Annotated in this window: 11 protein-coding genes and 1 pseudogene; 4 read left to right on the forward strand and 8 right to left on the reverse strand. The window is 30.8% G+C overall.

Annotated elements, in window-relative coordinates:
- Window positions 1-167, forward strand: a pseudogene (locus tag JJE11_RS04615) (UDP-glucose 4-epimerase GalE); the annotation flags it as partial.
- A 95-nt stretch (window positions 168-262) separates the two neighbouring features.
- On the opposite strand, the gene JJE11_RS04620 reads toward JJE11_RS04615, so the two are convergent.
- Complete coding sequence (locus tag JJE11_RS04620) at window positions 263-406, reverse strand: hypothetical protein (RefSeq protein WP_291633103.1); 144 nt, start codon at window positions 404-406, stop codon at window positions 263-265.
- A 290-nt stretch (window positions 407-696) separates the two neighbouring features.
- Here JJE11_RS04620 and JJE11_RS04625 point away from each other — a divergent pair, with 290 nt between their 5' ends.
- The gene (locus JJE11_RS04625; RefSeq protein WP_291633105.1) at window positions 697-1692 is read left to right on the forward strand and encodes a ComEC/Rec2 family competence protein; all 996 of its coding nucleotides are present in this window, start codon (window positions 697-699) and stop codon (window positions 1690-1692) included.
- 66 nt (window positions 1693-1758) lie between these two features.
- On the opposite strand, the gene JJE11_RS04630 is transcribed toward JJE11_RS04625, so the two are convergent.
- From JJE11_RS04630 to JJE11_RS04640, 3 genes are all read right to left on the reverse strand, one after another.
- Window positions 1759-3582 (reverse strand): MutS family DNA mismatch repair protein, encoded by a 1824-nt coding sequence (locus tag JJE11_RS04630; protein WP_291633107.1) that lies wholly within the window; start codon window positions 3580-3582, stop codon window positions 1759-1761.
- 103 nt (window positions 3583-3685) lie between these two features.
- Window positions 3686-5200 (reverse strand): leucyl aminopeptidase, encoded by a 1515-nt coding sequence (locus JJE11_RS04635; RefSeq protein WP_291633109.1) that lies wholly within the window; start codon window positions 5198-5200, stop codon window positions 3686-3688.
- A 306-nt stretch (window positions 5201-5506) separates the two neighbouring features.
- Window positions 5507-5971, reverse strand: a complete 465-nt coding sequence (locus JJE11_RS04640) for a ferritin-like domain-containing protein (RefSeq protein WP_291633111.1) — start codon at window positions 5969-5971, stop codon at window positions 5507-5509.
- 385 nt (window positions 5972-6356) lie between these two features.
- Between JJE11_RS04640 and cmk the strand changes: the two genes are divergently transcribed.
- A complete protein-coding gene (gene cmk / locus JJE11_RS04645; protein ID WP_291633113.1) occupies window positions 6357-6902 on the forward strand; it encodes a (d)CMP kinase in 546 nt (181 codons plus the stop codon).
- 110 nt (window positions 6903-7012) lie between these two features.
- Here the strand turns inward: cmk and JJE11_RS04650 are convergent, their stop codons facing one another.
- Both JJE11_RS04650 and JJE11_RS04655 read right to left on the reverse strand, forming a co-directional pair.
- Window positions 7013-7459 (reverse strand): hypothetical protein, encoded by a 447-nt coding sequence (locus tag JJE11_RS04650; protein ID WP_291633115.1) that lies wholly within the window; start codon window positions 7457-7459, stop codon window positions 7013-7015.
- Between the two features lie 56 nt (window positions 7460-7515).
- A complete protein-coding gene (locus JJE11_RS04655) occupies window positions 7516-9804 on the reverse strand; it encodes a diguanylate cyclase (protein ID WP_291633117.1) in 2289 nt (762 codons plus the stop codon).
- 358 nt (window positions 9805-10162) lie between these two features.
- Between JJE11_RS04655 and yidA the strand changes: the two genes are divergently transcribed.
- Entirely contained in the window at window positions 10163-10990 is an 828-nt protein-coding gene (gene yidA, locus JJE11_RS04660; protein ID WP_291633119.1) for a sugar-phosphatase, read from the forward strand.
- Window positions 10991-11265: 275 nt separating this feature from the next.
- Here the strand turns inward: yidA and JJE11_RS04665 are convergent, their stop codons facing one another.
- Window positions 11266-11643, reverse strand: coding sequence for a hypothetical protein (locus JJE11_RS04665; RefSeq protein WP_291633120.1), 378 nt, complete (start codon window positions 11641-11643; stop codon window positions 11266-11268).
- 186 nt (window positions 11644-11829) lie between these two features.
- The gene (locus JJE11_RS04670) at window positions 11830-14373 is read right to left on the reverse strand and encodes an FAD-dependent oxidoreductase (RefSeq protein ID WP_291633121.1); all 2544 of its coding nucleotides are present in this window, start codon (window positions 14371-14373) and stop codon (window positions 11830-11832) included.
- Window positions 14374-14601 lie beyond the last annotated feature (228 nt).

The following is a 14601-nucleotide window of genomic DNA, read 5'->3' on the forward strand; positions in this document are numbered from 1 at the left end:
AATCTGAAATCGCTCCTAGACGTGCAGGAGATCCAGCAGTGCTTATAGCATCTAGTGTTAAAGCTAAGCAAGTTCTTGGATGGAAGCCTAAATATGATTCTCTTGAAACTATTATAGAAACTGCGTGGAAGTGGCATATGGAGAATCCTACAGGATATGAGAAATAAGTCTGAAAAAAATCATTTTTTTTATAAAAACAGTTGTATAAGCTTTTCTATTGGATAGCTCATACAACTGTTTTATTTTTTGTAATACTTTTTGCTTATCTTGCTAAAACTAATTGAACACCATATTTTTCTTTAAAGTCTTTGTTTTTGCTTCTAGAATTAACAAAACAGGAGCCTTGTAAAAAAGTAGTTATAGAAATTAACAAAATAAAATTTTTGAATATTAAATTAATTTTCATAACATTTCTCCTTTCGCAAAAATACTATATTACTATAATACTATTTTGCTCTAAAATAATATTATAAACCTATTGAATCATAGGTAATTAGATAAAATATATACATGGTTAAATTGTTAATTTAAAATGAATAACAAAGTTAAATTACAAAATAATACAAAAAAATTCACAAAACAACAAAAATCTTGTATTATAAGGAGTAATAGATATAACAATTTATTTAATTGAATGGCCCTAATGAAGAGGAGAGTAATTATTTGTGGAATTAGAAGAATATTAAGGAGGGTGTAATGAATATAAAATTTAAGATTAAAAATTTAAGTTTTCTAATTGTATTTACATTTTTGTTTATTTTATTTGGGTGTGGTAGTAATGGACAAGTTGTTGATATAAATGCAGTTAAAGAAAAACCACAAATAAGTAATAGTGATGAAAAAATAATAATACAGGAAGAAAAAAGTCAAACAATCCAAAATGAAGATGTAAAAAATGATTTACCTTTAAATGGTGATTTAAACGTTCATTTCATAAATGTTGGGCAAGCTGATAGTATTTTAATTCAGCAAGGATCAAAGTCTATGCTAATTGATGCAGGAAATAACGGTGACGGTAAGCTAGTTAAAAACTATTTGTTGCAACAAGGCATAAAGAGCTTAGATTATGTTATTGGAACTCACCCACATGAAGATCATATTGGAGGCCTTGATTATATAATTAATGATTTTGAAATAGGTAAAATATATTTACCAAAAGTAACCTATACTACAAAGACTTTTGGAGATGTAGTTGTAGCAATAAAAAACAAGGGAATGAAAGTAACAGTACCTAAACCGGGAGAAACCTTCAATTTAGGCTCCGCAAAATGTACTATTATGGCACCGAATAGTAGTGAGTATAAGGATATGAATAATTACTCTATAGTAATTAAATTAGAATTTGGAAGCAATTCTTTTCTTTTTACAGGGGATGCTGAGGACCTATCAGAAAAAGAAATTCTTGAAAAGGGGTTTAATGTGAAGGCAGATTTGCTCAAAGTACCACATCATGGAAGTAGTTCCTCCACTACGGACGAATTTTTATCAGAGGTAAATCCAAAGTATGCAGTTATAAGTTGTGAAACAGGAAATGATTATGGTCATCCACATAAGGAAACTATGGATAGGTTAAAAAATAAAAATATACCGGTGTATAGGACAGATGAGCTAGGCACCATTATAGCCACATCTGATGGGAAAACCATAACCTTTAACACAAAACCAGGCAGTTATAAGGTAGGCTTACATTAGGTGCAAGACGCATTCACCTTCGCTAAAGGTGAGTGCACCTTCGCTAAAGGTGAGTGCACCTTCGCATTACTTGGGAATTTCAATATTAGATGGAATTTCAAGGCCTGCCATTTTCATTAAGTATAATGCATTTCTCGTGGTAGACACACCGGGTCTCAATTTATAGTCAAAGTATAACTTATTATCTTTATAATATTCTTTAAGGTGATAATTTTTAACTCTCTTATTTGTATTCTCTATGTCCCCTAGTTCTAGGTCATGTGTAGATATAAAGCCTAGCGCATTTTCATTGCTTAGTTTGGCAACAAGTACCTTAGCACCAGTATGTCTATCTATAGAATTAGTCCCTTTAAAAATTTCATCTAATAAGAAGAAAATTGGAGTCTTACTTTTTGTAGCATTTACAAGGTTTTTTATTCTCAAAAGCTCAGCATAGAAGGATGAAATGTTTTTTTCTAGATTATCGCTTGTTCTCATACAAGTATAAATATCCATTAGGGAGCAGTAAAAACTTTGAGCACATACAGGAGCACCGGCATAAGCTAGAACCAAATTAATGCCTGTAGTTCGGAGTAGCGTGCTTTTCCCTGACATATTAGAACCAGTTATTAAAAGAATATTTTGTGACTTTTCTATGTGGATATCATTATATACTCTGCTTGTTCCAAGTAATGGATGTCCAAGGGTCTTAGCTTTGAAAATAGGAGAACCAGCCTGGAATTGTGGCATTGCCCAATCACTGTGATCATAGGCTATAGTTGATAAGCTATTTAAGGCTTCCATTTCACCTATAACTTCTAACCAATCTTTTAAAGACGAACCACTAGCTTTTTTAAAGCGCTGTAGATTAACTAAACATTGATAATCCCATAGGGTAAGAATGTTTATAGGGAAGTAATACATATTTTTTCTATCAGATACTAAGTTAACTAGATTTGCTAATTTTTTTATTTGAAAAGAAGCCTTCATACCATCTTTATTAATAAGTCTTTCTTTTAAGCTTTTCAAATATTCTGATTTGAAATTTTTCTTTTCTATATGTATAAGGAGGTTATTATATATAAAAATCGTATTTTTATATTGATAAACAGTGTCCAAATTTCTACTTACTTCTTTAAACCCAACTACAAGTAGCATTATATGTATCACAATGCCTAGAAGACCTATTTTATAGGATACATTGGAAAAAATAAGAGAGGACACAAGAAGAGCAATAGTTATAGTTGGCAATATCCTTATTACAGCTATTACTAAAGGCTTAAGGAAAAATTCGTTTTTATCGTCTACCCATTTAAATAAGGAGTCGGGATTTTGATTTTTATTTTCACTAAGTATTGATTCTGCTTCAAATCGTTGTGTCCATCCAATACTCCCTGCAAGTTCTTTTATGGCTTCTTGTCTTTTATATATTTCCTCAATGCTATATATAGGTTTTACGAGAGTATCTTTCAATTTTTGTCTACCAAGATAAGTTATGCAACTATTTATCCATTGAAAAAGGGAGTTTTCGCCAAATATATCTAAATCCTTTGAGTAATTATGATTTTCATCACTGAAATCATCACCGTTATCAGAAAAATCCTTCCAATTGCTATTAATACGTTTTAGACAATTATCATTAATTTTAGATAGTGTAGAACAACGAATTTTGTTGTGTTTAATCTTGCTATGTTTAATTGCCAAAATTATAAATAATATTGAGGTTACAATTAATACAGAAAGGCTTAAATAATAATTAGTTTGTAAGTAGAAGAAAACTGTAAAGCCTAGTCCGGATGAAAAGACTATTAATCTTAATAAGCTTATAAAACCTATCGTTTGAATTTGTTTATTTAAAAGATTATCGTAATGTTTTTTTCGATTAGCATAAGGCGTGTTTCCAGTTTTCATAATACCCTCCTAGGTGGTCTCTTTATAAGATATATAATAGCATACTAGAGGCTTGGTCCGCAATTTTCAATATTAGGATAATATAACCAAATATTTTGAGGGTTTAGCTCTCAAGTTGCTTAATCAAATGATATAGTAATCTAGCGCCTACACCAGTTCCGCCTTTAGATTCATAATTACTGTCTTTTTCAGCCCAGGAAGTTCCAGCTATGTCAAGGTGTAACCAAGGCTTATTTTGAACAAATTCACCAATAAATAACCCTGCAGTTATTGTTCCAGCTTTTTTACCACCTACGTTTTTAAGATCTGCTACATCAGATTTTATTAATTCCTTATATTCGTCAAAAGCAGGTAATTTCCAAATTTTCTCATCACACATTTTTGATGCTTCTTCTAATTTATTATAGAAGGAATCATTGTTTGTAACTACACCCGTAGTAGAATTTCCTAAAGCTGAAACAACTGCTCCGGTTAATGTGGCAATATCTACTACGTTAGTAGCATACTCTTTTTCGATTATATAATTTACGGCATCTACAAGTGTTAATCTTCCTTCTGCATCGGTGTTAAGTATTTCAATAGTTTTGCCACCCATGGAACCTATTATGTCCCCTGGTCTATAACTATTGCCACTAATCATATTTTCGCAGGACGCAACTACTGCTACTACATTTACCTTTACTTTTAGTTTTGTTATAGCGGTCATGGCACCGATCACAGCTGCAGCTCCACCCATGTCAGATTTCATTGTAACCATTGAAACAGTGGGTTTTACAGATAATCCGCCACTGTCATAAGTAAGGCCTTTGCCAACTAATCCTACAATTTCCTCTTTTTTTTCAGGATTACCATTGTATCTCATTACAATTAATCTTGGAGGTTTCTCAGATGCTTTAGCTACTTCAAGAAATGCTTGCATATTCAATTTTTTTATGGAAGATTCATCAAATATCTCTACTTCAAAGCCACTTTCATCGCCAGCTTTTTTTACTTCATCGGCTAGCTCTATAGGGCCTAATATATTAGCAGGTTCATTAACTAATGTTCTAGCTAATATGTTAGCCTGACCGAGGATTACGCCCTCATTAATACCCTTAGTAACATTTTCTAATTGGTATTCCTGCGTATATATTATATTAAATTCTTCTAAAGACGAAGATTTTTTATCTGATTTATACGTATCAAACTTATAATCTGCCATTGTTACAGCTTCGCAAATAGCTCTAACAATTTCATCCAAGTTCATTATGCTAAGAAAATATCCTATATTTAAATCAATGGATTTAGACTTGATGTTTACAGCCTCTTTTACTGATTTTGCTATATTTTTTCTTAATATGTTTAAAGTGAAATCTTCTTTTTTGCCTAGGCCAACTAGCATTATATTTTTAGGATATTCATTTCTATATAAATGAATATTTTGAAATTCACCATTTTTACCCTGAAATACTTGACTATTTAATAAAAATTTAATTTTATTGATTATTTCATTGCCTAAAGTCAATTCGTCATCTGAAGCCAAATTTAAATTATCAGACGTAGTATCCTCGAAATATGTAAGCAATTTTGTTTCAGATTCTGTGTTGGATGATTTTAAACTTTTGCTTTTAAATATCATATCTATTCACCTTCTCTTTCATGTAACTAATCCATGCAAAACGATAACCATTATCAATTAGCAATTAATTTAATTGTAAGCTTAATAGGTAATTTTGTCAATAAACTTTTTAGCTAACTATTCAGTCAATTAAAATTTAGGGGCATGAAAATAAATAACAAGTCAAAGATGCGAAATAGACTAGCCTAGACTAGTATACTGACTTGCTATTTACTTGAATGTCCCTAATAGAACTAAAAATTATAGGCACTTCTAGTGCTGATTATTATACTTCTTCTAATGGTTGCTAAGGATTCCTACTAGGCACTACATGAACTCCCGAAATTGTACATCTCTTAGCATGTTACTGCTGTTTAAGGTATATAAGTAATTGTATTTTGAACTATGCATTATTACGTCAGTTATAATGTTGAAAAGTATGTCTCTATACATTGTAGATGGAAGACCTCTTCTGATTTCTCTATATCTTTCTACAGCACCCAGCTTTTCAAACAAAGCCTTTTTTATACCATCGAGGTAAGATATAGGCTTCACAAATTCCTCATCAGCGCCAATCGGTAAAGTTGCACTAGTGATGCTTTTGTATATTTGCCTAAACATATTATTATGTCCACGTTCATCATCTCTTATTGATGCAATAATTTTCTTTTCATCATCTGTTGGTGCGACGCTTATTAAGTAGTCATAAAACAATTCATCTTCTTTTTCACATTGAACTGCTAATTTAATTCCTTCTAAAGATTTTTGTGATAAACTAGGATCATACCTCATATATGGATTTTCGTAAAATAGAAACCTCCTTTAATGCTATAGGGTAGATAACAATTATTAATTTACACTTCCTAATTGTAAAATCATTATTATGTATAATATGATGAACATATGTTAGTTGTGACAGGGTATCAGTACCAAAAAGTATATTTATGAAGTATAATTAGGGGCATGAGAATAAATAACAAGTCAAAGATGCGACGGATATTTCGTGATAGCCTAGGAGGCAGGTTCTGTTGATAGTTATACTATCAGCAGATTCTGTAGAGGTCGTATGTCGCGAAATAGACTCGTATACTGACTTGTTATTTACTTGAATGTCCCTTAATATTATAATTTGATGGATTATGTAAATATGCATTTAGTATAGGAGATGATGTTATTTATGAAAATAACTATAACGGGAGCATTATATTCAGGCAAGAGTACTGTTGCTAAGGCTATAAGCGAGACATTAGATTATACTTATTTTAGTGTAGGCGAATTGCAAAGAAAGTTAGCAGTAGATAAAGGTATGTCTATAACAGAATACAATAAGTTTATGCTTGATAATAATTTAGATAATGAGGTTGATAATAGGACTATAGAAATTGGTCGCGAAAAGGAAAATTTTATTTTTGATGCTAGACTTGCATGGTATTTTATACCAGATTCCTTTAAGATATATTTAAAAGTAGAACTGGAGGTTGCAGTAGAACGCGCTATGAAGAACGAAAGAGGTAAATCTGAAAAATATGTTTCAAAACAAGAAGCTAAGGAAAATATAACTGAAAGAAGAAGATTAGAGTTGACTAGATTTATGGATATTTATAATATTGATATAGATAAGGATAGTAACTATGATTTAATTATAGATACCTCCCATATCACTATGGAAGAGGTAATAAAAAAAACAATAGATAAGGTAAAAGATGTAATAATAAAAAGATAGAAAAATTATGAGATTTCTCCTGAGTGACTCGCAATAAGAGCTTGAAACGGGAAATTTGATTAAGAAATTCTAATGTTTCAGCGCTTCTTATTGCAAGGCACAGCGAAGAATTAATGCTGTTGTGAACGGGTCCCTTCATAAAATCTTAGAATAAGATTTGCTGGGAATTGACGTTTTTCAAATAAAATAGCCATTGATAAACAAGCTTGAATTAACCCTATGGTAAAAAATAAAATGTGTAGGAAGACAACATCATTAAGCATTATGCATTGTACAATTATCCAAATTACTAAAGCCCAACTAAAGACACTGCTTATATACCCTTGAAATCTTGACTTAAAATGAAAGAACAAAGCACTTATAACATTTCCAAGACCAATTATAGTGAATAAGATAATTCCAGGTATGAGATAATTACTAAATGGTGAATTTTTTAAAACCTCAACTGATATTCCGAGTGGTCGATTAGGATTAGTAATAGCAGCTAACCCTCCAAATATGGCCCCTATTCCTACAAATAAATGTAAAGTAAATAATAAACGATATACTTTCTTCATTCCTATCCGTCCCCCCTATTACCATTTTCATAAACTAATCATACTTGCATTATATTCTAAGAATCTAAATTTATTGACACAACTTGATTTTTACCTAGAGCTTTAGCCTGGTACAGGGCTTTATCAGCCGTTCTAAACAAATAATCTAAATCTTCTACCGTAGGAGTAATGGATGCAACTCCAAGGCTTAAAGTTAGTGGTATTAAATCCGATTTTCTAATAATTATAGGATTGCATTCTATAGCACTTCGTAGCTTTTCACCGATTATTTCAGCTTCTTCAAAGGAGGTGGAGGGTAATAGTACAATAAATTCTTCACCACCAAAACGACCTAAAATATGAGTATCACTTAAAGTTTCAGAACAAACCTTAGAAAGACGCATTAATACCAAATCGCCAGTGTGGTGACCTAAGTTGTCATTAATTTTCTTGAAATCGTCAATGTCAATCATAATACCGGAAATAGGTTGGATCAATGCTTTAGCTTTGTCAAAGCTTATATTTGCAAGTTCAAAAAAACTACGTCTGTTGTACAAATTAGTTAGAGGGTCTATACTAGCTAGATGTTTAGTTTTACTATGCAACTTAGCATTTTCTATAGCCATTCCTGTATGGTAGGCAAAGTACAAGGCTATGTCACTATGGTACTTAGTATAAATGTTCTTTTCAGTTGAATCTAATGTTAAAATACCAACAATTTTGTTTTTGAACATTATAGGTATTCCTATCCAACTTTCAATATTTGTTGAATTTATGTAATGACTAAAACGAGGATCCTCTTTAACATTTGAAACTATTAATATAGTATTAGTTTCTGATATTTGTTTAAATAGCTTGTCATCCTTTCTATTGATAGAAATCTTGTGTATGTCCTCCATATTTTTGAAACCACTTGCTACTATAATATTAAAATGGTCATTTTCTTCCATGAAAAATGAGGCGCTGTCATAAGGTATTAAATCTTTTAAGCTTATTATTAATTTATCTAAGACCTCTTCCAAATTTAAGCTAGAATTTAGGTGAAGGGTGACTTCCCTAAGTTTTTCTTCTAAAAGATACTCTTCTTTTTCCTTAGATAAATTCTCAATTTTTATAGAAGAATTAGATTGATTTTTCCCCAATATAAAGGCATTTAAAAGTATGAAAATGAAGAAACCTAATAAAGAATAGTCACTGATATTATTTATATCTAGATAATGTAGCATGGACATAGCACTTATTGCAATAATTACTAGGCAACCAATCATAACAATTAATATTTTTTGTATTTTGCTATGATAGGACTTTAATATAATAAAAGTAGCATATAAAATGATTAGCAAAGTGGATATTTGAAATACCATAAAGAACTTTAAAGCAAGGAGTGGGGAGATGAAAATGGTAGTGACTATAAAGAAAACACAAAAATATTTACAGCTTTTGTTAATATTTTTTGAAAAATCATTTTTGAAAACTGCACATATGTAACTTAGAATAAAATAAATAGCCGCATAGAAGGTTAATAATTCTAGTTTATTAACTAGGCTATAACTTAAACTATTATAGAAGGTTAAGAAATAATTATCACCAATAATTAAGGCTCTTAAAGATATAACTATGCATAGTGCACCAAAATAAAGTTTAGAAACATCATCAGTTCTAAAACTATATAACCATATATGATATAAGGCCATTATAAGCAATGCACCAAAGTAAAAATACTTAAGTGCAATTGAAGCCTCTCTTTTATTAGTCATCTGGGATTCTGTGCCTAGATAAATATTGTTTTTAGCACCCTCATCGCTAAAGGCGGAATTTGATACTTGAAGAACTAAATGAACTTTGTCAGTATTATTCATAAAATAACTTGTTATGGGCATAGATTTAAGGCGCTTATCAGAACTGGTCGTGCTAACAATGCCATTAGATGAATAGAGGTATCCATTTATCCATAATTTATATGAAGATAACATAGAAGGAACACTTATACCTAAAAGGGTATCTTTATATTTTGGATTTAATTTTATTGTTAAACTATATGTAGCGCATCCATTAGTATTGAATTTTTTATTATTTTTATTAAAGGATGTTGGCATCTCTATATAAGAGGGAACAGTAGAGGTAGTAACAAAATCTTTTGGTGATAATAATTGATGTTCGTAAAATCCCCATTGTCCGGAAAGTGCAGTATATCCATCTTTTTTAAAATCCCAATTTGAAATATCCAATACACCTTTTTCAGAATTAATATTTGGAGAAATATTTGATGTAGTCAATTTATTTAAGGAGAAAATAACATATAATAATGCTGCTAAAATAATAATAGATAGAGTAATAATCAATGGTTTTTCTCTTTTCAGCATCATATTTATATCCCCCTTTCACATGAAAATCTTGGATTTTACATATACAGTTATTATATTACATTACTATGTTAAGAATGTCTGTATTTACTCCCACTTAGCATTATTATCTATTGAAATTCATAATTCAAACGTTTAAAAATAAAAGAATTCTTGTAATGCAATTCGAGAGCATTAAGTAATAATATATAAAGCAATTATAATACAGATTAAGTTAAAATTAAACACTTTTATAAATTATTAGGATAAAAATGTAAGGAAATATTAACGCAAAATTAACAACTTATGAAATCCATTACTTATAGTATTTTATGATATACTAAAATTGTTTGTAAGAAATGTGGTTACATGGAGGTAATTAATGTATAAATTAATAGCATTAGATATGGATGGAACATTACTAAATAATGAAAAACAAATTTCACCAGCAAATAATAAAGCAATACAACAAGCAAGAGAAAATGGAGTAAAAGTTGTACTAGCATCGGGAAGGCCATTAGTTGGTTTTAAAAGATATTTAGAAGAACTTAACTTAGTTTCTGAGGATGATTATGCAGTGGCCTTTAATGGAGCACTTGTTCAGAGTTCTACAGGTACAGAGATAATATCTAAAACAACATTAACTGTTGAGGATTATAAATATTTATATGAATTAAGTAAAGAGTTAAAAGTGAATATACATGTATTAACTGAGACTGGGGTAATTTCTCCTAAAGATAATAAATATACTAGAAGGGAGGCTGAAATGAATCATATTTCTTGTGATATAGTTGCGGTAGAGGATGTAGCTATGGATACTACTATAGTAAAGGTTATGTTTATAGACGAGCCAGAGCTTATAGACGAGATAATTCAAAAGATTCCAGAGGCAGTAAGTAATAACTATACAATAGTTAGAAGTGCACCGTTCTTTTTAGAGTTTCTTCATAAATCAGTTAATAAAGGTGCAGGGGTAGCAGCACTTGCAGAAAAGCTAAATATTAAGCAAGAAGAGGTTATTTGCATAGGTGATGCAGGTAATGATATTCACATGATTAAATATGCAGGACTTGGAGTTGCTATGGGAAATGCATTCCCTGAGGTTAAAAAAGTTGCGAATTTTATAACTAGAACTAATGAGCAAGATGGGGTAGCATATATCATTGATAAATTCATTCTAAATGATTATGAAGAAGCGTTTGTAGTATAAGGGTTAGGAAAAAAAACAGCATCTTTGACCTATTGTTTTCTTGGTCTCTAACAAATATTAATTAATAATAATTGTTGACAAGTAATTAAAACGAGCATATAATAAGGTTATAGAAACTTTTAGTATATTCAGTATTAATTTTCTTTATCCCCCAAGAAAAAGATATAATTAATACTGAATACCCAATCCATATTTTAAAATGTTTATAAAAAAGCTAGTAAAAGTAAATTTTACTAGCTTTTTATTATATCTATAAATATTTACTTGAATGTACCTTAAGATAACCCAGTCATTTTGTCTCTTCTGTTTTGTTGCTTTTCTTTCATGTTTTCTAGTGCTCCTTCATTAATATGATCTTCATTATGTTCCATATATCCTTTGGCAAAAGCATAGTTTTTTTCTAGGCCTTCTGATTCATTGTAGTGCGTTTGTCCACCACTTACAATTTTGTTTTTTAGTATTTCAATATTATCTTCCCTCTGAGATTGTTTCTCTCTTGCTTCATTTACCTTTTTTGATGATGAAATGGCAGAGTGATCTTTAAGATGTCGCTCTGTTCTAGAACGACTTTCTACTATATTCTCAAGTGCCTCTATTCTATTTGCTTTTTCGAGTTTATTACGTTCATTATCATAGTATATATTGCGTGCCATGAAAATTCCTCCTTTTTTAAAAATTGATTATTATTATTTTAGACTTTTTACTTTAGCATAATACTATGAGATACGTGGAATTTAATATATAAAAAAATATAAAAGAGACACTGTGTGCTTTATGGTATTTAATGGGAAAAAACACATAAGACTGTAAAGCCTTATGTGTTTTTTTAAGGGACTAAATTAAATGCTTTTTATTACTTCTTCAAGGGATTTTGACTCTTCAATATTAGTTATTAGTGTAGCGGAGGATTTGTTGTCACCTATAATAATGCCACCTGTTAAAACATTTTGATTGAAGAATAATTTTTTATATACTTTATTTTCATCATCTTTTATACTAATAGCTTTAAAGTTATCTTTAGAAATTTGACCTACAGATAATAGTTCGATGCCCATAGCATTAAAAGAAATGACCCCTGTGGCATGCACATAGGCTTTTTTATCTCCTACTGCATTTATACCTGCAATTTTACCCATATCTACGGCGGCAGGCCAGTTTCCATATACTGTGCCTTCAAATTCTGCAATGTCACCGCATGCATATATATCTTTTACATTAGTCTCCATATTTTCATTGACTAATATACCCCTGTTAACGATTATATCAGTTTTATCTGCTATATTTTTGTTTGGTGCGATGCCTGTTGAGAATAGGACTAAGTCAGCATCTAGAGTTATTCCACTTTTAAGTGTAACAGATATAACAGAGTTTTCACCGTTTATAATGGTTACTGAATCTCCTAGTATAACTTCAATGTTTTGGTTTTCAACTGCAGTTTTAAGTATAATGCTACCTTCATTATCTAATTGCTTACTAAGCAATGAATCACTAAATTCAACTACGGAAACTTTAAGACCAGTCTTCTTTATTTCATATGCTGCTTCAAGTCCTAATAGTCCGCCACCTACGATTACTACGCTTTTAGCGGTATTCATATTGCTTTTAATATCTTCAAGATTTTTTAGATTTCTTAAAGTGAATACGCCTTGTTTGTCTATTCCTTCGGTAGGGATCATACGGTTTTGACTTCCGTTTGCTATAATTAATTTATCATAACCTATAGCTGTACCATCCTGGAGCAATATTTGCTTTTCTTCAGTTTTAATGTTTTTGACCTGTACCCCTAAGTTAAGTGTTATGTTATTATCCGCATACCACTCTTTTGGAGATAGGTAGAAAGTATCATCTTTAAGGTCCTCACTTATGCCGTCAGAAATAGAAGGCCTGTAATAAGTTAGTTGTGGTTCATTTGATATCATTTCTATCTCGCATTCTTTATTTCGTTTTCTTATTGCATCGGCAGCATAATATCCTGCAGCACCGTTACCAATGATTACAAATTTCTCGTTAGCATCCGAGCTAAAGGTTACTACATCTTCTGATACCTCAATAAATTGATCAGCACTTGCACCACAAGCAGGACAAATTTCAGGCGGTCTTGCTCCATCAAATTCTTCTCCACAAACTACACATTTCCATCTTTTTTCTGTAGAAGTTTTAATAGGAGAATTTTTAATTTTAATTTTATCGGTTATTTTCTGCGCAAAACTTTCACCAAAGTTATAGGCAAAGTTAAGATCTTTTTCATTAGGCTTAAAATTGAATTTCATTGAGGGATATAAGTCAAGATTAATTTGTTTTAACCTATCATCTATATTTGGGACAGCTTCTCCACTCCAACCATAAGAGCCAAATGCAGAAGCGACTTTTCCGCCATGAACTATAGGGTTTAGGTTTATTAAAATATCCCATATCGGTTTTAGGGCGTCTCCATTTACCGTAGGAGAACCAAAAATTATTCCCTCAGATTTATCTATACTCTCTAAAATATCATTTATGTCATGATGGATAACATCGTACATGTTAACTTTGAAATCAGAACTATAGATTATTCCCTCCTTTATTTTTTCAGCTACAGCCTGCGTATACCCATAAGCTGAGACGTAGCATATGGTAACTTCTTCTTCACTTGAAGTTTTCGGAGGAAGGCTCCACTCTTTGTATTGATTTACTATGTTTAATGGATTTTCTCTTAAAATGGGTCCATGGCCGGGGCATATTATATCTATTTTAAGGCCCTTAATTTTGTCTATAGCTTTTAAGACATATGGTTTAAAAGGGCTTATAATGCAATCAAAGTAATATTTTAATGCTTCTTTATAATCTTCTTGGTTTTGGTTTAAATCATTATATACCTCAGCATTACAGTAGTGACTGCCAAAGGAATCACAAGTTATAAGGAGATTGTCTTCCACAACGTACGTATAAATTGAATCTGGCCAGTGAAGGAAAGGTGCTGAGATAAAGGATAGGGTTTTATTCCCAAGACTTATACTATCACCATCTCCTACAGTTATGTATTCAAAGTCTCTATTTATAATTTCCTTAAGAAATTCAATGGCCGCAGGTGATCCTACTACCTTCGCATTTTTAGCAATGTCTAAAAGCTTTCCTACAGAGCCTGCGTGATCTGGTTCAGTATGATCAACTACTATATAATCAATGTTTTCTATATTAATTTTTAAAGACTTTAATCTTTCAAGATATTCATCAAAAAATTTCTCTTTTACAGTTTCGAATACTGCGGTTTTTTCACTGCCTTTAACTACATAAGAGTTATAAGTAGTGCCAAAAGGGGTATACATAATTATATCGAAAATTCTTAGATTTGGGTCTAGTGCGCCTACCCAATATATATCATTTTTTACTTGTACTGCATGCATTTACATCGCTCCTTTAATAACTATTTATAAATAATAATTATTAGTTAAATTATAGTATAAAAATATTTAGAAAGCAATAACAATTTATCCTATAACTGCTACATCTATTTTGTTTTACACTAAACAATTTTTATGCTATAGTTTTTACAGTACTGGTAAATAAAATATTCATAAGTTCAATGGATTAGAAAGAATTAGGAGGAGTACAAATGAGAGATTTTGTTATTG

Source organism: Clostridium sp. (genome assembly GCF_016650095.1).
Taxonomy (GTDB): Bacteria; Bacillota; Clostridia; order Clostridiales; family Clostridiaceae; genus Clostridium_AD.